Genomic DNA, 18,933 nt, shown 5'->3' on the forward strand with positions numbered 1-18,933 from the left:
TCTTCTCCCCTTAATGCTTAAAGTGACATTTGGATGCCTGCGAATGTTGCTGTTTCATGACAACATCGCTTTAAACACCTTGGGTTGCTTTATTAATTTGCATTATAAAATAAGTTTTCCGTATCTGCCATTGTTTTATGTCAAACTTTAGTTGTATGACCCTGATTGTGGTCTGTGTTAAGCAAATTTTGTGGGTTTTGCAGCTGATTCATGCTTTCTCTATAGCTAAATGCGGAAAAGATAAATGACAAAATTTACATTTAAAATTAAGTGAAATTTTGATTCGTAGCGCATAGCGAATTGGCGAAGAGAAAGTTCGTTACCCATAATTAATGTGCAAGGAAAGATTAAGGAGTAAACCAATGAAAAACGAACTTGATCCAACCAAAATCTTACACGCTTATGAGGCAATTATAGAACACGGTACACCGACCGAGCATGGCAAAATATATGAGGGTGTAGAGGCCTTTTCGGATTACGACGGATACAGTATCTATCTACGTGGCAATGGCGTTGAGCTTAAAGTTGGATTCCACAATACCTATCATCTTGAGTATGACCAAGAGCACTTGAAAGATACCTTTTTGAAGAAAGTTTCTATGCTAGCCAAATAAGAGTTTGCCGAAATAGCGGTCAGGAAATTTGGAGGAAAAATTAGACATCAGAGGTCTTTTGGTATTGCTGAGAATGACTCAGTTTGGACTTAAAAGAGCGCTATCGAGAATAAGTAGAGAAGTTGAAGCGGCAAATGCTTCAGATCTTTTTTAAATCAAGCTGAAGTTTAATCTTAGAGAATTGTGATATTGAGCAAGGCACACTATGTGAGGCAAGTTACTCACCTTAGCATCGATAGCTTCAGCACGAGGGTGTGCTGAAGCTTTCTATTAACCTTCTTCGGTTAAGCTCGGCTCGTCATCAGTATCAGTGTAATCGTCTGATGATGCGTCAAGTTTGTTGCGGCCATTCAATGTATGGAAGCGTTTACGACCGCGAGCCAAACGCACGTATTTCAACCATGCTTTTTCGATTTTGCTTGATGCTAGATCTGGGTTTTCTAACACTTTTAGAAATTGTTGTTCTTCAGCGTTTTCAGGTTGCAGAGTACCAGCTTCCAAGCCGTTTAGAGTTTCACCGTAAAGTGTAAGAATATCCTCTTCTGCAAGAGTGAAATCACCGGATTTCGCAAATCCGCGTGGGAACTTTTTCGTGTCGTAAAAACGTTTTTTACCTGTACGAAATGCAGTCTCAAACATATCAACCTCGTGTAAATATGAGCTGCTACTATGTAGCTTTGGTTCACCGCGAAAGTTAGGCGCAAATTATATAAAAGAAAAACAAAAATTTTTTATCGTCATAATTGTACTTCCTTGTTAATCTTCGACTGTAAATTCAGAGGATTCTATATGGACGTAAAAGTCTTTCGTACTTTTCTTGAGTTGGCTCAGGTACGCCATTTTGGTCGTGCTGCTGAAAACCTATATTTAACTCAAGCGGCTGTAAGTGCACGTATTAAACAATTAGAAAGCTATTTTGACACGCAACTTTTCACTCGTGATCGTAACAACATTAAGTTGACGTCAGCAGGGGAACGTTTGGTTAGTTATGCAGAGGTGATGGTGACCACTTTGCAGCAGGCTAAATTTGAACTTTCTTTAGAAAATGGTCAAGCATTACAACTGACGATTGGTGGCACGCCAAACGTATGGGATGCGTATTTACAAAACTGCTTGAGCGTGGTGACCGATGCGTTTAGTGGCTATGCGTTCATGGCGGAAGTAATGGGGCGCGAGCAATTAAGCCGACAACTGTTAGAGCGTACTCTAGATATGGCCTTTGCCTTTGATCAGATTAAAGCTGAAGAGCTTAATTGCAAGAAAGTGGCAGATTTAGTGCTCGTGCTCGTTTCTACACAAGATGACACATTAGAGTCGGTATTTCAGAATCGCTATGTTTACGTTGATTGGGGGTCTCGATTTGCCGCAGAGCATGCTGATAGACATCCAAAAGCGCCAGCGCCGTTTTTACGCACCTCTACGGCGCGTATTGCCTTAGACTTCATTTTGGAGAAAGGAGGTAGTGCTTATCTGCCAACGTCGATTGTAGAGCCATTTATTGCCTCTGGTGAACTGTATCTTGTACCGGGTGTTGAAGAGTGGCATCGACCAGTGTTCCTGAGCTATCGAAAAAACAGCTCGACTATAGAGGCGATAGGCCATGTTGAAGAGTTAGTGAAGAAAATTGATCCTCTTACCGCCTACAGTATTCAGCGTGCTGGGGAAGCAAGTTTGTAGCTTTTGACGTTATCCATCTATATAGATAGCCGTAGAATTTTATCGAAAAGCAAAAGGCGAGCAGATGCTCGCCTTTTACATATTTAAACTCACTGAAAGTGTTGTGCAGCCAGATTACTTTGATTGGCTTAGTACGCTGTCCACACTCAGTTTGCCTGCACCAGAGATAGCAAGTGATACTGCTGCCGCGAGAAGTGCTAGACCAAATTCGTAACCACCATTAGACAGGAACAAACCATTGCTAATGTGTGTGCTCAGGATTGCAACCACCATAGTGAAAGCAAGAACCGCTGCTGCTGGACGAGTTAGCAAGCCGATTAGGATGAATAGACCTCCGAAGAACTCACCGCTACCTGCTAGGAAGGCCATCAGCACGCCTGGTTCTAAACCAATTGATGCCATCCATTGACCAGTGCCTTGAAGACCGTAGCCGCCAAACCAGCCAAAAAGTTTCTGAGAACCGTGCGCCATAAAAATGATACTGATAGGAAGACGCAAAGCGAGTGGAGCAAAACCTGCATTTGATGCAAGGAGTTTTTTAAGAGCTGACATATTTAGATTCCTCAAAATTCAAAACTTTCGAATAAGTTTTGATGTTGTCTGTTACTGTTGGAATAAAGTTTAGAAGACGAATGAAGAATTGATAATCTATATTGATTGACTTTGTTGTTTGAAAAATTCGAATGAACTTTGGCGTTAAACTGGCATCATTTCGCACATTGCCAATCATTCAGTTCCGAAAATGGCTAGTGTTATGGTGCAAGCAACGTAAACTAAAGTTAATTTCATCGTTTAAGGATAGATCATGGCGATTCAAGCGGAAGCTAGGCTCACTCATGAGCAGTGTCAAAAAGCGCGCCTAAGCAGAGATGCGCGTTTTGACGGACAGTTTTATGTGGCGGTAAAAACAACCGGCATATTCTGTCGTCCTATCTGCCCAGCCAATCTTCCAAAAGAAGAGAATGTCGAATACTTCTTAAACCAAGCTCAAGCACTTCAAGCAGGTTATCGCCCGTGTTTGCGTTGCAGACCAGACAGTGCGCCTAGTTCTTGGGCGTGGAAAGGGGTTGAGACGACTTTTATTCGCGCCCTGTCGATGATTGACAGCGGCGAGTTGCAAAGCCATTCACTTAGCGAACTTGCAGAGCGACTTGGTATTTCTGATCGCTATCTGCGTCAGCTATTTCAAACTCACCTTGGCATGTCGCCGAAACAATACGCTCAATATCATCAGCTTATGTTTGCTAAGCAGCTTCTTCACAATAGCCAAATGGCAATCACGGATATTGGCTTTGCCTGTGGATTTAACAGCACACGGCGTTTTAACGACGCTTTTCAGAAGGTATTACAATTAACGCCTTCTCAAGTGCGCAAAGAGCAAGCTCAAGTGACGGCAAAGAATCAGTTGTCTTTGGCTTTCCGAGGACCTTTTGATTGGTCACATATGCTCGCTTTTTTCCGCCTAAGAGCGATTCATGGTCTCGAAGCCGTTGATGACAACAGCTATGCTCGACACGTTAGATTAAGCCAAGGCAAAGGTTGGTTTAAAGCCACTAAGAACTCCAGTACTCATTTAGATATTGAGTTTGAGTTAGAGTCGATGGCTGATTTACGCCAGCTGGTGGTTAAACTAAGGCGATTGTTCGATTTAGATGTCGATATTGTTGCGGTAGAAAACCAATTGGAACAAGCTGCTCCGGGTTTAGTAAAAAACTCTGGAATTCGTATACCTGGTGTATGGAATGCTTGGGAAGCGGGAGTGAGAGCGATATTAGGACAGCAGGTATCGATTAAAGCGGCGATAGGGCAGCTTAATCTACTGACAGAAACACTCACTCCACTTGGTGAAGATGTGGCATTTCCTTCGCCTGATCAAGTCGCAAAGGCTGATCTGTCCTTTTTACGTATGCCACAAAGTCGCAAAGATACGTTGAGCCGTTTTGCTCAATATATGCTCGAGCATTTTGATGAAGACGTTGACCAATGGCTTAACTTGAAAGGCGTTGGACCTTGGACAGTGAACTACGCGCGCTTAAGAGGCTTATCAGATAGCGACTGTTTTCTGGACACCGATTTGGTGGTTAAGAAGGCTCTTGTTCATTACCCACAACTGAACAAACAAAAAGTAGCGCCATGGGGTAGCTACGCAACTTTCCACTGTTGGAACCAATAATATGAATTACTACGCCTTTTTCCAGAGTCCGCATGGGCAAATGACTCTTCAAGCAAACGACAGCGGTTTGCTTGGCGCTTGGTTTGAAACACAGACGACACAGCCCAAAGAATTGGGTATTTACAGTGAAACCCATGAAATTTTGAATCGGACTAAGAGTCAGCTAGAGGAATATTTCTCAGGTCAACGTACCCAGTTTGATTTGCCATTAGCCGCAAAGGGAACCGATTTTCAGCAGTCAGTTTGGCAGGCGCTGTGCCGTATCCCTTACGGTGAAACTTGGAGCTATCAACAACTGGCGGATGAAATTGGCAATCCAAAAGCCGTGCGAGCGGTCGGCTTAGCTAACGGGAAAAACCCGATATCCATCATAGTGCCGTGTCACCGAGTCATTGGTAAAAACGGTAAGCTAACGGGATATGCAGGCGGTGTAGAAACCAAAGAGAAGCTATTGCAACTGGAACAAACCAAAGCGTAACAATAAAAACGTTATACCATTTGCCACCAGTTGCTACTCATAAAATGCCCAAGTTAAAAGAAGACATTGAACGATGCGTGGTTAAGCATCAGATGCAAAACAATACTCACCGCATAACCCAATATAATCGCTGGTGCCCACTTCAAATGACCGAAGAATGTGTATTTGCCGTGGGCAGCTCCCATCAACGCGACACCTGCGGCAGAACCGATTGATAATAAGCTGCCACCTACACCTGCGGTCAGTGTTACTAGCAACCAGTTACCCAAAGACATATAAGGTTCCATCGACAGAACGGCAAACATCACTGGAATGTTATCGATGATGGAAGAGAGGATACCCACAGTGACGTTCGCCCACATTGGATCCCACTGGGTGTAGATAATTTCAGAAATCAGGGTGAGATAGCCTAATAAACTGAGCCCGCCCACACACATAACCACCCCGTAGAAGAACAAAAGCGTGTCCCATTCTGCATGCGATACTCGGCTAAATACGTCAAAAGGAACCACAGAACCAATTCGTTTCAGAGCGGCTTCATCGTTGTTGGCGATAGCCAAAGCAGTTTTCTTTGCTAGAGAACCTGCCAGAGTTTTACGCAAGAAATAGCCGAAGAATTGCAAATAGGCCAAGCCCATCATCATTCCCATTACTGGTGGGAAATGGAATAAGGCGTGGAAGCTAACTGCCGTAACAATGGTAAGAATAAACAGCAGCACGATACGTCTTGCACCGCGTTTTAATTCAACATGTTCGTTTACCGTGTCAGGTGTCTCTTTCGGTACAAAGAAGGTCATAATCAGCGCGGGAACCATGTAGTTAGATATGGCTGGAATAAACAGGCTTAAGAACTCAGTAAAGTTCACATGCCCAGCTTGCCACACCATCAGTGTCGTAATATCGCCAAAAGGACTGAAAGCGCCGCCTGCGTTGGCGGCAATGACGATGTTAATACAGGCGATATTAATAAATTGATTGTGTTTACCTCCCACCTTCATCACCACAGCACACATTAAAAGTGCTGTAGTTAAGTTGTCCGCGATGGGAGAAATGAAGAAAGCGAGTAATCCTGTTATCCAAAACAGGGTGCGATAATTAAACCCTTTACTGACCATCCATGCTTGCAAAGCATCAAAAAGTCTTCGTTCCTCCATAGCACTGATATAGGTCATAGCGACGAGTAAGAACAGTAACAGCTCTGCGTATTCTAATAGGTTGTATTCAAGTGCTTCGCGAGCAATTTCAGTTGCGCCTTGCTGTTGGTAGACATAGCCAATCATTGCCCAAATCAGACCCGCGGCCAGTAATACAGGTTTGGATTTTCGAAGCTTTAGGTACTCTTCGAGAGTTACTAACACATAAGCAAAGATAAAGATGAATACCGCCGTATAGCCAACCAATGATTGGGTTAAATTTAAGCCGTGGGTTGCGCTACCGGAGGCAAAGCTTGGTGAGGAAATCACGATAAATAAAAGGGCAAATACCCAATGAGGAAAGTAACGCATTCTTTTCATTATGAATCCTCAGACTTTCTTGCAGCGTTGTGGAAAGGATATGCATCAGTTTAGGAAGGAAAATTTGCTCAGAGTGTGAACTTGGTAGGTTCTGGTTGCAGATAAATTTATTTAATCGCTGGAGTGTGAGCTTGGGCAAATATTGAGTGAATTCAGTTAACTGAAAACGAAATAGCCCATCCGAAGATGGGCTAAAAATAGTGTGAAATTTAATTTCTCAAAGTATGGCTTACCACATGCCCAGAATTTTCCACCATGCGCCACCTACGAAGAAGAAGATAGGGATAACGATGAGTGAGAACACGAAACCAATCTTCCACCAGTTTTGTAGTGAATGGTAACCCGCACCAAACAGAATAGGAGCAGGGCCTGAAGAGTAGTGGGTTGTAGACATATAAAGGTTACTGAAAATGCCCAGAACAATTGCTGCCAGCATTGGAGGTGCACCTGCTGAAATCGCAATTGCAAGGAACGCCGAATACATCGCGCTGATGTGCGCCATCGCACTCGCCATTAAATAGTGGCTGTAGTAGTAAACCAGCAGCAAAATCGCGATAGTGGTTACCCATCCAAAGCCAGATAAAGAGCTGCTCACGTAGTCGCCAAACCATTTGATAAAGCCAAGGCTGTTAAGTTGAGCTGCCATCATCACCAATACCGCAAACCAAGTGATGGTGTGCCACGCTTCTTTTTCACCAAGCACTGCATCCCAAGTAATGGTGCGAGTAATAAGCAGGAATACCAGACCTAATAGTGCGGTTACAGTTGCGTGTAAACCTAACGTCGGACCAAGTACCCAAAGAGTTACCATGCCAATGAAGGTTAAACCAACCATCCATTCAGCGCGGCTCATTGCGCCCATTTCTGCAAGGTGCTTTTTCGCTAACGCGCGCATTTCAGGTGTCTTTTTCAACTCTGGCGGGAAAACGTAGTACATCACTAGAGGGATTAAGAATAGACACAATGCACTTGGAACAATCGCTGCTAATGCCCAACCAGCCCATGTGATTTCAACGCCTTGCTCTTTTGCGAAGTTGGCTGCCAGAGGGTTACCCGCCATAGAAGTCAGGAACATGGCACAAGTGATGGCGTTACATTGGAAGATACATTGAACAAGGAAAGCGCCAATTTTGTTTTCGGTTCCTTTTTCAGGATCGGAATCATAGGCTGCGGCGACAGAGCGGAAAAGAGGGGAAATAATGCCGCCACAACGTGCCGTTGTACTTGGTGTTGCTGGAGCAAAAAGAAGATCTGTCAGAACCAAACCGTATGCCAAACCAAGTGAATTGTGACCAAGTTTAGAGATAAACCAGTAACCAACACGGCGACCAAAACCTGTGCTGATAAAACCGCGTGAAATAAAGAATGCCGCTGCGATCATCCAAATCGTTGGGTTAGCAAAGCCGCTTAGTGCCGTTTTAATCGGTAACACACCTAAAATGGTACAAGCGACAAGTCCTATTAGGGCCATTGCGCCCAAAGGCAGTGGAGCAAGTATCAGGCTCAGAACGGTTACAACGAAAATAACCATCATTTGCCAAGCGTTATCTGTTAAGCCATCTGGCACAGGAAAGAACCATAAAATGACTCCGAGTAATGCTAATAAAAGCAATCTTGAGTTGGCTGAAGAAATCATAATTACCTCCTAGGTTTTCCCTATATATATCGCTTCAACCGAGGCATTTACTGTGTAAAATCAATTTCTAGTCATTCGTTTTTTGCTTAACTTTCAGCGTGGGTGTTGGTTCTGATTTGCCTTGTAAACACAGTGAAATTAACGGTTTTAAAATCATAAAAATCATTAAATTCACCACGGTGAGTTAGCTCACGAATCGTATTCCGAGCCAATACGCGAATAGGCTATGGTCTCCCGTTTTAAATTGGATGTGCACAATGACAGTACGCTTTATCTCCGACACATTTACCAAACATCTCTTCTGGTTGTTAAGCGCAGCCTTGCTGTTGGTTGCTGCTGGCTGGTGGGTGTACAGTGCGCATCAGTTACATGATGTTTTGACCAAGCAAATTTCCCTGCGGGCTCAGGTTCAATCGCAACAATTAGCGAAGATGCCAAGCTTAATTTCCGCAGTAGAAGCACAAGACATCACAGCCGTTCATTCGTTAATTAAAACCCTTGAGCAAGTTAGTGACGCGGATTTTATTACGGTAAGTAATAAGCAGGGTATTCGTATGACTCACCCAGTTGAAGAACGTATTGGGCTGCCTGTCACCGGTGGCGATATTGACGATGCGTTGCTTCACGGTAAGTCCTATCTTTCTTATGCCTCTGGCTCGCTTGGTCCTTCGGTGCGTTATATCTCGCCCATTGTTAATGCTGATCAGCAGATCATCGGCATGATCAAAGTAGGCTACCTACTCAATACGCTAGAGATGCTAAACAGTAAACGTTTAGCAGGACTGTTGATGTTCGGGCTGTTTATCATCGTTGTGTCAATTGGCGTTGCGGTTCGTTTTTCTACTTATGTGAAAAAGAACATGCAACATATGGAGCCTTGGGAATTAAAACAGACGTTAGTGACACAGCAAGGTGTATTGCAAGCGACCCACGAAGGTCTGCTTGCAGTGAACAGCGATGGTCGAATTTATGTTGCTAATGATTCGGCGAAGAAGTTGTTGGGTATTCACCGCAATATCCTTTCCACACACATTAAAGATTGGGTCGATGACAGCGAAGCTTTCTCATTAAGTGGTGATGACTTTCTCGATAAGCTTGTTCGAATTAATGGTCAAAACTGCGTAATGACACGTGTGACTCTACCAATGTCGAGAACTAGCGAAGAAGGTGCAGTTTTTAGTCTGCGTGCTTCAGAAGAGTTACAGGCACTGTCTGAAACTCTGAGTCAGGTCGGGCAATACATCGATAGTTTGAGGGTGACTCGACATGAGTATCAGAACCAACTTTCCATCCTTGCAGGTTTGCTTCAGCTTGGTCAGTATGAGCAGGCTCTGAATGTGGTGTTGAATCAATCCAGAGCAGATCAACAGGTGCTTGATCAACTGAAATCGTTTGATCGCTTTCCCCAACTGTCAGCTTTATTGCTGGCGAAGTTGATGAAAGCAAAGGAACGTCAGGTTGAGCTGTTATTGCCCAATGAAGAGCACTGGCAGAAGCTGCCAAATAAGCTCAATCAGGACCTGTTGTGTGCAGTCGTTGGTAATTTATTGGATAACAGCATGGATGCGCTGCAAGGGCAAAGCCACGGAAAAATAGAATTGGAAATGTGGGAATCGTCGCTTGAGTTTGGTTTATCCGTAACTAATAACGGTACTGAAATCACTAAGCAACTCGATGAGCTGACGGCATTGGGCTACACCACCAAATCTAATTCAGCAGAACATGGGATTGGGTTGTATCTCACTCAATCCATTATTGAAGCTGCTAATGGACACATTGAGCTGGACAGTGACGCCCAAGAAACGTCGTTTACTCTCTACTTCCCAAAGCATGAGGAGCCACAATGCTGAAAGTGATGATCGTTGAAGATGACAGCGAAATCGCAGCGTTACATGCCCACTTTATTGCCAAAGAGCCTGCTCTCAAGCTTGTCGGTATTGCGGTGTCCTTTGAAATGGCAAGGGAGATGATGGCTATCGCCAAGCCTGATTTGGTTATCGTTGACAACTATTTGCCAGACGGACGCGGAGTTGATTTGGTGTATGACTGGCTCAAACTAGAACACAAACCTGAGTGCATTTTAATTACCGCCGCAAACGATGCTCAAACGGTTAATTTGGCTCATCGTTATGGCGCATTTGATTACTTAGTCAAACCTGTGGATTACCAGCGACTGTCTCTAAGTCTCAATAAGTTTATTCAGGTGCGTCAGCATGTCTCTCAAGCAAATAAATTGCATCAAAGTGAACTCGATAGTCTTTTCCACCAAGCACCTTCGGTGGTGGAATCTGGTAACAGTACCGACGAATTTACGTTGAATCAGGTCGTTGCCCAGTTTACTCATGCTCATGTGGAGCAGACAGCCAGTAGTGTTGCCGAAATGATGAATATCAGTAAAAGTACGGCGCGACGATATCTGGATAAAGCAGTAGAGCGAGGCGAATTAACTGCATTTCTTGAACACGGAAAAGTTGGTCGACCGACGCGTGTTTATTGCCGCCCTATTGGTATTAAAAAGTAATACCAAAAGTTAGATACATAAAAGCCCCAAGCGCTATAGTTACTTGACTATAGCTACTTGGGGCTTTTCGTTTTCACACAACCTTATTTATGAAGATGAACTTCTTCTTCTTTCTCGCCAGCCGCTGGGTCGTTAAATCTTTCGATATCCAATGCATTTTCAGATTTCGCAACGATACAACTAACACAACAGTCGCCTGTAATGTTTACCGCAGTACGAATCATATCGAGCAGACGGTCAACACCCATGATCAAAGCAATACCTTCTAATGGCAGACCAACTTGGTTCAGAACCATGGCTAGCATGATAAGACCTACGCCCGGAACACCTGCTGTACCGATTGAAGCCAGCGTTGCAGTCAGGATAACGGTTAGGTAATCACCCATTGTCAGATCGATGTTGAATGCCTGAGCAATAAACGCAGTCGCTACACCTTGCATGATCGCTGTACCGTCCATGTTAACGGTAGCGCCAAGCGGAATAGTGAAAGACGCCACTTTGTTGTCCACACCCAAGCGGTATTTAGCTGTTTCCATGGTTACTGGAATCGTTGCGTTTGATGATGCCGTAGAGAAGGCAAACATCACCGCATCTTCCATTTTACGTAGGAAAGTAATTGGGCTTAGACCTGCGAAACCTTTCAACATAACGCTGTAAGTCACTAAACCGTGGATCAGCAGCGCAGCAGAAAGCACTAGGAAGTACTCTGCCAAGTTCACAATGGCACTGAGACCAAGGCCAGTGAACAGCTTCGCCATTAGGAAGAACACGCCGTAAGGTGCAATGTTCATCAGCAAAGCAACCAGCTTCATGATGACTTCGTTTAGGTCGTTGAACATCGCAGCTACTCGCTCGCCAGCTTCACCAGCCGCACTGATAGCGATACCAAACAACAATGCAAATACGATGATTTGTAGCGTTTTGCCTTCAGCCATCGAGCTGATTGGGTTGGTTGGGAACATATCAATGATCACTTTGCCCAATGACGGCGCTTCAGTTGCAGCGAACGTGCTGGCAGCGGTTAGATCCGCACCTGCTCCTGGTTGGAAAACAGTACCCATGAACAGAGCAAGTGTAATAGCGACAGCAGTGGTAATGATGTAGAACGCTAAAGTTTTACCACCCATACGACCTAGAGTCGTGATGTCTTTTAGAGAGCTTGTGCCACACACAAGTGATACAAACACCAGTGGAACAACAAGCATTTTTAAGCTGGCGATGAAGATCTTGCCACCAACTTCAAACAGTCCGTTGACGATATAAGCGTCGACGAATCCATTGCCTTCAAACAGGGCGCGAATGATAAACCCGGTCAAAATACCGGTGACCATACCGATGATAACTCGGCTGGTTAAGGATAACGGCTTTTTGGTATCCATTGAGAACACTCCTTATAGTTATGCACTTCAACATTCATTTTGAAGTGGGCGGCAGGGTATCAGCCAAGCACGAAAATCAAAAATCAATTAAGGGTGTGAAATTTGCGAGTGTGATCACGGTCACTTTGTTTGTGGGTGTAATTACTATTCATTAACATTTATTTAGATTTTAGAAACAAATGTGATTATTAATTAAGCATAAAATGCTGATTGAGTAAAAAGAGTGCAAAATTCTAGCGAATGTTAAGTTTATAAATGGACTATTTGGTTCAGTTATTAGCTGGTGAATAGGTAATCATATGAATAACGGTTTGGTGATTTTATATGCAATTTCGGTAGAGGTATGGGCAGGGTGTCTGACACGTTATTGAAGATAATCGTTTGAATAACGAGGTGTTTTAATAACCTTAAAAAAGAGAAGCAAGTGAAGTGACAACAATCAACACTTCACTTGTTTAGCCGTAAATTAACGGCGGAATATTAAAGCAGAGCTAGGTTTAAATTCGCTGCAGTTTGCTCACCCATTCCAATTAGCGTATCCAAAATGTGTTCGCCGTCTGCACGCAGACCATTATGTTCGTACTGGTTCGTGATCCACGCTTTGCTGTTTGGAATTTGCTTGAGGGTTTCGCGGCTAATGTCCATCTCTACAAACATGTCGTCAGCATAAACGGCGCAACTTACGGGTACGGTGTTCTTGCCAAGCACTTTAGCGTCATAGAGATCTGTCCAATCGTTTTTTTCTGCCAATATCTGCGCAGCTTTTTGCAAAGGCTTGAGGTTGGTGTAGCTGTCAAACATCCAAGGAAAAACCATTTCGCCAGTGAAAAGGAAAGGTTGACCGCTTTGATAATTGAATTGAGGAAACTTTTGTCTGACTCGATGAGCAGACCACAGCGACGCAAAGCCCTGACAGTAGATAGACTCGTGCAACAGTGCATAAATAGGATTGGTTTGGAAGTTCTGCTCCATCATCATGGATTGCAAAAACTCGTAACGTAGCGTTTCTTTACCTTCTACGGTAATAAAGGCGTTTTCCAAGGTGAAATAGGTTGGAACAAAGCTGTCGCTAACACCGAAATTAATACCAATTTGCTGGAACTGTTCAACCGTGAAGCGCTGACCTGTTGGTAAAAGTACCTCATGGGTTAATAGGTGATCGGCGATTCGTTGGCAAAGCTCTTGTGCTTGTGGAAATTGCCCAAAGAAAGCGGCGTTTTTATCCAATGTGCGCTGATAGGTGGCATGATACACATCGTCCGCATGACGAGAAATCGAAGGCACCCCGCCAGTAATGTATGAACGCAGTAAACTTTCAGGAAAGAGCGACAGATACGTTAACGAACAGAAACCACCAAAGCTTTGACCTAGAATTGCCCACTTATCAATGTTCCATTGCTGGCGAATAAACTCTGCATCGCGAACGATGTTGTCTGCTCTGAAATGGCTTAGGTAGTGCGCTTGCTGCTCAGGGCTCATTCCTGCCAGTGTCTGATGATTGATAACGGTGCTGTTTCCCGTGCCACGCTGATCGAGCAGCAAAATACGAAACTGTTGAAGTGCACGTTTCATCCAACCGCTGGTTGCTACGGCACGAGGAGAAGGAAATCCCGGCCCGCCCTGAAAATAAACAAGCCAAGGTTTATGTTCATCATCCCCACGAGCTGATGTTACCGAGCGAGCAAAAACCTCGATAGTTTGCTGATCAGGATGTTGGTAATCCAGTGGTACAGAAAAGGTATGTGGGGTATAGCGAACACCGCTATCAATAAAGCTTTGAGCGAGTAGAGACATGGCTGAGAGTTATCCTATGGATTTGTTTTTCCGCACCTTAGCACAACTCAAGCATTAGCATAACTGCCCAACAGACTTTCGGGTTTAACTGGCTATTTGTTTTAACTGACTACTTGTTTCAACTGATTACTTGTTTCAACTGATAGTTCGCTTCTATATAAAAAAGACGCCCATGAATACGTTTTGTATTCGTGGGCGCCTTTTATCTATTTAATTTTCTTTTTACTGGTCTTCAATAATCGAACTATGCCATCTCATGGCTGAATCGTGTTGATTCAAAACGGTTTAATAATCGATGGACAAAGTAAGTCACCAGTAGTGTCACAACAATCGCAAAAAGAATGCTGCTTACACGGTAAAGAGCACTGTAAACCAAGTCACCGCCTGGAGAAAGATACTGTCCAAATAAAATCCCAAGCGTAGTTAAGCCGCCAAAGCCTGCACCTGAACCGCTGGATTCTTTTACGTGCATGTAACTGAAGATCATGGAACCGATCCAGAGCAGAGGAACAACGAATAGTAGTAAATCTGACCAGTCATACAGCAGTATCTGCCCAAGCAAACCGAAGGTTACGCCCATCAATGTTCCCATCGCACGTTTACGCGCATAACCCATAGCGCCATTCCAGTTCATAGGAAATAGCAGCAATACCGTTGTAGCTTGCGCGGATAGAGAGTCACTTAAATTGAACACCTGAAAGACAATAAATGACAAGGTGGCAATCGTCGCTCCCATGATTGCTTCGTGGCGCATGCGATGACTTTTCTTTGGTTCCGTTGGTCTTGGTGGTGGCTGTCTTGGCTCAACATCGGGAATCAAAAATGTCATTAAGTATGCGATGACAACAGAAAGCACACTTGCCAGTAAGTTGGTAAAAACTAAATTGTTAATGTCTGTCGTTGGGTAGCTGGCAAAGTGCAGCATGATACTCAAACTAATGATGCTGTTTGCGCCAAACAGAAACAGGCTGCCCTTTGACATACAAGCAAATTTCACTAAGAACAGACCGAACGCGATGATAGTCATCATGCCCGGATGAGCACCGAACAGTCCGCCCAAAATGCCAATTTCCAAACCACAGACTACTGCCGCCGCGACAAGCTGGCGCGCGGCGTGAGCGCTCATCACTGGCACCATACCCAAAAGCAGCATGGGTGTAACAGTGAAGAATACGCCGTTATCCCAGCCAAAGATCTTACTGATGGTAAAACCAAGAGTTGCACCAGTGGCAATACGCAGGCACTGTCTGAGGTCGTTCGCAGACAGTGGGTGATCCCATAATCTCATGCCACCTCCTAATTAATAGATATAGTGGAGTGCACTAAGGAAGTGGATTTGTGCTCTCGCTAGTAATGCAAAGAGTGAGTTTTCCGGAATCAACTGTACCGTCGCACGTGCGCCAGAAGGCAATTTCTCTACCAGATTATTATCAATCGCTAGGTGAACGCGCATACGTTGTGCATCACGAACCCAACGGCTGGATGTGGTTGGCGTAGCAAGACTACCGTCAGCGGCGAACTGACCTGCACTCACACCTGCGTCTAATGTGCTGAGCTGAGCTTCAAACACTTGCCCTGGTTTGCTATCGAAAGCAATCAACGCGCGGCTGTCTGATGCAAAGTGACGTAAGCTTTTTTCACGGAAATCAGCAATCACATCCACTTCATCAGCCACTAGCGCTACTAGTGGGCTACCAGCACTCGCGTAAGTACCGTTTTCCAATTGTAGGTTAGTGACAATCCCATCATGTTCAGCAACCACTCGAGTGTATGAAAGGTTTAGCTTAGCTTTATCTAACTGGTTTTGAGCAACGCGAACGCTAACGTTGTTGTCACCGGCCTCGCCACGATTAACTTGCAGTTGCTTCAAGCGAGCTTGCGCTGCTGATACGTTCGCTTGTGCGGCAACTGCTGCACTTTGCGCATCATCTTTCAGCTGCTGTGATGTGCCGTTACGAAGGAAAAGAGTACTCAGACGGTTTGCTTCGCGATGTTTTTGTTCTGCAACGATAACGCTTGCTTTCAAATCTGCTTGTGCAGCGGCAATGGATGCGTCTAATTGATCGTTGTTTTGCATGACTTGTTTGAGATTGAGTTCAGCTTGTTCAACCGCTAGTTGGTAAGTTTCAGGGTTGATTTCAAACAGTACATCACCTTTATGCACGGCTTGGTTGTTTTTGACATAGACGTTGGCAATTTGACCGCCTACTTGAGGGGCGATTTTGGTGACGACACGGGTTGCCATTGCTTGAGGTGTCAATGGCATCGAAAGGTCCGCTACGAGAAAATAGGCGAACACAAACACAAACCCGAAGCAGGAGTATTTAATCCAGCGAGCGAATTTTTGATCTGGGGTCATGATTTAAAACTTCTCTTTTATTCTAAGGTTTCTGACTTTTGACTAAGTGCTTCAAGCGCGCTTTGTGAGACTCTGTCGAGTATCGATGAAAGCATTTTTATCTCTTCATCACTGATGTTATTCAGTATCTGGCTACGAACTTCGACGATTTTTTCTTCCATCTGTTTGAGCAGAGATTTTCCGTCTTCGGTCAGTCGTACTATTCGAGCGCGTTTGTCACTTTTACAGCTATAACGAGTGACGAGAGATTGCTCTTCTAATTGATTTAAAGTGCGCATTAATGATGGCAGTTCAATTTCAAGCGCTTCAGCGAGACTCTTCTGACTTACGTTGTCACCTAGACGTCTTAGTTTCCATAAGGCAGTCCAGCGTGGGTGTGTAAGACCGAGCGGAGCTAATTCGCGATCTGCTACCATTTTCCAAAGGCGTGATACGCGGGCTAACTGCTCAGCGAGAGACAATTCTTTAAGGCTTGCTATGTCGTGCACCATGATTAACTCTTATTTACTTAGCGTGCTAAGTAATATAATTTAGTTAGCACGCTAAGTAAATAGATGTGATGAAAATCACAGTCATTTTTATTTGTGACACATGCTCGTAAGTCTAAGTAATTGAAGCGAAGGATAAGGGATCACTTAATTTATCGTCTATTCTTAGAGGGTTACGTAAATTGTTCGGTCGTTAAATCAAACAATTAAAAGCTTTCAACTCTCTAAAGGCATGAGCTTGTGGAAGAACACATTATTATTCTCGTTATCGCATTAGTGATCTTGAGCTATGGATATATTTCAAACTTTCTCGCTCGATACGACATATCCGGCCCCATGGTGTTTACTGGCTTGGGTTTACTGTTTTCACCACTAGGTTTGCATTTTGCTGAACTCAATATTGACGCCAACATGGTGACTGTACTGGTTGAAATTGCCTTAGTACTGGTGTTGTTCAGTGATGCGGCTTTGTTGGACCTAGGGTTACTAAAACAATCTTGGAAAATCCCTGCTCGGCTTCTATTTATTGGTCTGCCTATCACTGTGGTCGCAGGAACGATAGCGGGAAAAATCATTTTCCCTGATATGCCATTTCTCGATTTACTGCTGCTGGCTTTGATCTTGACGCCAACCGATGCAGCACTTGGTAAGGCTGTTGTCTCTGACCCTATTGTGCCTAAGACCGTACGCTCTACCATCAATGTGGAGAGTGGCTTAAATGATGGAATTATTTTCCCTATTCTGATTACGGTAGTTGCTGCAATCAGTGCGGGTATTAACCATGAACCGCAAGGTAACTGGATGATTTATGTTGCTAAGCAGATTGTCTTCGGTGGATTAGCGGGTGCTGCGATTGGTTATTTGGGCGCGCGAGCACAGCTGCTCTGTTTGAAAAAAGAGTGGATGGTCGATACTTATCGAAACTTGGTGCCGATAGCGTTAGCCATTCTCGCTTACTACAGCGCTGAAGTGGTTTCTGGTAACGGCTTTATTGCAGCCTTTTTTGCGGGTTTATATGCGGGCAACACCAGTGAGAGTGTTCGAGACCACATTGAAGATTTTGCTGAAAGCGAAGGGGAGTTATTGGTATTGATCAGCTTCTTTGTTTTTGGTTTTGCCTTTGTGCCAGTCACTTGGGATTACATTACCGTCCCTGTGGTTGTCTATGCGTTATTGAGTTTGACGGTATTAAGAATGCTGCCTGTGATTTTAAGTTTACTGGGTAGCAAATTGGATTTTTCTACCATGAGTTTTATCGCTTGGTTTGGTCCTAGAGGCATTGCCTCTATATTGTATGCGTTGCTGGTTGCTCATGAATTTGGATCGATTCAAGGTTATGAGAAGCTGTTCGCGGTAGTGACACTAACCGTTCTGATGAGTATTTTTGCCCACGGATTTTCTGCACAGCCTCTTGCGAATTGGTACAGCAAACATGTGGCGAAATCATCGTCATGAAACAACAAAGCCGGCATGGTCGCCGGCTCTGTTTTCACTCAATTATGTTTAATGAGGGTGAACTCAATTAAAGGTTTTCACCGTAGATGTCGAAAGTGAAGTATTTCGCAGCAATCTTGTCGTAAGTACCGTTTTGGCGAATTTCTACGATCGCTTGGTTAAATTTCTCAGCCAAATCTTTGTCTTGCATGCGTAGTGCTAGTGCAGTGCCTTCGCCGATATACGCTTTATCAGTTACCGCTTGACCTTTGAACTCAAAACCTTTGCCTTCAGCTTTGTCTAGGAAAGCCAGAGATAGCTGATCTGCGTTACCGAACGTTGCGTCTAAACGACCATTTTGCATGTCGATGTACACTTCATCCTGACCTGTGTAACGTTTGATTTCAGCCACTGCACCGAATTTGTCAGTCACGTAACGATCGTGAATCGTGCCTTGTTGAACACCAATCACTTTACCTTTCATGCCTGCTTCATCAATCGCAAAACCTGCTTGTTTAGCTGCCACGAAGCGAGCTGGCGTTTGGTAGTATTTGTTAGTGAATAGAACTTTTTTCTTACGGTCTTCGGTGATACGCATTGAAGCCATGATCACGTCTGATTTACGCGCTAACAGGCTAGGGATAAGCGCATCCCAACTTTGTGCAACCCAAGTACACTCTAGTTTTGCTTGAGCACATAGCGCATCTGCGATTTCAATGTCGAAACCTACAGGCGTACCTTCCGCATTCTTGTAGTTGAATGGAGGGTAGGTAAAGTCAGAAGCAAGACGTACTTCTTTTGCAAATGCTGCTGAACCGAACAGTGCTGCACAACAAGCTAAACCTAAAGCTAATTTTTTCATTGGT

At 44.2% G+C, this 18,933-nt stretch carries 17 protein-coding genes; 7 read left to right on the forward strand and 10 right to left on the reverse strand.

Features of this window, described 5'->3' with window-relative positions; all coding sequences use genetic code 11:
• Positions 1-362: 362 nt before the first annotated feature.
• Positions 363-614: a DUF3081 domain-containing protein gene (locus tag ACOSVQ_RS12610; protein WP_165313243.1), complete on the forward strand. Its 252-nt coding sequence runs from the start codon at positions 363-365 to the stop codon at positions 612-614.
• Positions 615-884: 270 nt separating this feature from the next.
• On the opposite strand, the gene ACOSVQ_RS12615 is transcribed toward ACOSVQ_RS12610, so the two are convergent.
• Entirely contained in the window at positions 885-1,253 is a 369-nt protein-coding gene (locus ACOSVQ_RS12615; RefSeq protein WP_491982904.1) for a MaoP family protein, read from the reverse strand.
• A gap of 150 nt (positions 1,254-1,403) precedes the next feature.
• On the opposite strand from ACOSVQ_RS12615, the gene ACOSVQ_RS12620 reads away from it, so the two are divergent.
• Positions 1,404-2,291: a LysR family transcriptional regulator gene (locus tag ACOSVQ_RS12620; protein WP_491982905.1), complete on the forward strand. Its 888-nt coding sequence runs from the start codon at positions 1,404-1,406 to the stop codon at positions 2,289-2,291.
• 114 nt (positions 2,292-2,405) lie between these two features.
• Here ACOSVQ_RS12620 and ACOSVQ_RS12625 read toward each other — a convergent pair whose 3' ends face one another.
• A complete protein-coding gene (locus ACOSVQ_RS12625; RefSeq protein ID WP_491982906.1) occupies positions 2,406-2,843 on the reverse strand; it encodes a DoxX family protein in 438 nt (145 codons plus the stop codon).
• Positions 2,844-3,096: 253 nt separating this feature from the next.
• On the opposite strand from ACOSVQ_RS12625, the gene ACOSVQ_RS12630 reads away from it, so the two are divergent.
• Positions 3,097-4,464 (forward strand): DNA-3-methyladenine glycosylase 2 family protein, encoded by a 1,368-nt coding sequence (locus tag ACOSVQ_RS12630; protein ID WP_491982907.1) that lies wholly within the window; start codon positions 3,097-3,099, stop codon positions 4,462-4,464.
• Position 4,465: 1 nt separating this feature from the next.
• On the forward strand, positions 4,466-4,942 hold the full coding sequence (locus ACOSVQ_RS12635; protein ID WP_491982908.1) for a methylated-DNA--[protein]-cysteine S-methyltransferase: 477 nt from the start codon (positions 4,466-4,468) through the stop codon (positions 4,940-4,942).
• 53 nt (positions 4,943-4,995) lie between these two features.
• Here ACOSVQ_RS12635 and nhaD read toward each other — a convergent pair whose 3' ends face one another.
• Both nhaD and ACOSVQ_RS12645 read right to left on the reverse strand, forming a co-directional pair.
• A complete protein-coding gene (nhaD, locus tag ACOSVQ_RS12640) occupies positions 4,996-6,447 on the reverse strand; it encodes a sodium:proton antiporter NhaD (RefSeq protein ID WP_491983005.1) in 1,452 nt (483 codons plus the stop codon).
• Positions 6,448-6,685: 238 nt separating this feature from the next.
• On the reverse strand, positions 6,686-8,092 hold the full coding sequence (locus ACOSVQ_RS12645) for an anion permease (protein WP_491982909.1): 1,407 nt from the start codon (positions 8,090-8,092) through the stop codon (positions 6,686-6,688).
• Between the two features lie 257 nt (positions 8,093-8,349).
• Here ACOSVQ_RS12645 and ACOSVQ_RS12650 point away from each other — a divergent pair, with 257 nt between their 5' ends.
• Positions 8,350-9,942, forward strand: a complete 1,593-nt coding sequence (locus tag ACOSVQ_RS12650; RefSeq protein WP_491982910.1) for an ATP-binding protein — start codon at positions 8,350-8,352, stop codon at positions 9,940-9,942.
• Complete coding sequence (locus ACOSVQ_RS12655) at positions 9,936-10,613, forward strand: response regulator (RefSeq protein WP_491982911.1); 678 nt, start codon at positions 9,936-9,938, stop codon at positions 10,611-10,613. Before ACOSVQ_RS12650 ends, ACOSVQ_RS12655 begins: the two co-directional genes overlap by 7 nt.
• A gap of 83 nt (positions 10,614-10,696) precedes the next feature.
• Here ACOSVQ_RS12655 and ACOSVQ_RS12660 read toward each other — a convergent pair whose 3' ends face one another.
• From ACOSVQ_RS12660 to slyA, 5 genes are all read right to left on the reverse strand, one after another.
• Positions 10,697-11,992 carry a dicarboxylate/amino acid:cation symporter gene (locus ACOSVQ_RS12660; RefSeq protein ID WP_491982912.1) on the reverse strand — a complete coding sequence of 432 codons (1,296 nt, stop codon included), beginning with the start codon at positions 11,990-11,992 and terminating at the stop codon, positions 10,697-10,699.
• A gap of 480 nt (positions 11,993-12,472) precedes the next feature.
• Complete coding sequence (locus ACOSVQ_RS12665) at positions 12,473-13,786, reverse strand: alpha/beta fold hydrolase (protein ID WP_491982913.1); 1,314 nt, start codon at positions 13,784-13,786, stop codon at positions 12,473-12,475.
• Positions 13,787-14,030: 244 nt separating this feature from the next.
• Positions 14,031-15,074, reverse strand: coding sequence for a DUF2955 domain-containing protein (locus ACOSVQ_RS12670; RefSeq protein WP_392477279.1), 1,044 nt, complete (start codon positions 15,072-15,074; stop codon positions 14,031-14,033).
• Between the two features lie 12 nt (positions 15,075-15,086).
• Positions 15,087-16,145: an HlyD family secretion protein gene (locus tag ACOSVQ_RS12675; protein WP_491982914.1), complete on the reverse strand. Its 1,059-nt coding sequence runs from the start codon at positions 16,143-16,145 to the stop codon at positions 15,087-15,089.
• Positions 16,146-16,162: 17 nt separating this feature from the next.
• Entirely contained in the window at positions 16,163-16,636 is a 474-nt protein-coding gene (gene slyA / locus ACOSVQ_RS12680; RefSeq protein WP_171137073.1) for a transcriptional regulator SlyA, read from the reverse strand.
• 237 nt (positions 16,637-16,873) lie between these two features.
• Between slyA and ACOSVQ_RS12685 the strand changes: the two genes are divergently transcribed.
• Positions 16,874-18,088, forward strand: a complete 1,215-nt coding sequence (locus tag ACOSVQ_RS12685; RefSeq protein WP_491982915.1) for a cation:proton antiporter — start codon at positions 16,874-16,876, stop codon at positions 18,086-18,088.
• 67 nt (positions 18,089-18,155) lie between these two features.
• Here the strand turns inward: ACOSVQ_RS12685 and ACOSVQ_RS12690 are convergent, their stop codons facing one another.
• On the reverse strand, positions 18,156-18,929 hold the full coding sequence (locus tag ACOSVQ_RS12690; RefSeq protein WP_165313217.1) for an ABC transporter substrate-binding protein: 774 nt from the start codon (positions 18,927-18,929) through the stop codon (positions 18,156-18,158).
• Positions 18,930-18,933: the final 4 nt, after the last annotated feature.

Source organism: Vibrio sp. HM8-C, assembly GCF_058630515.1.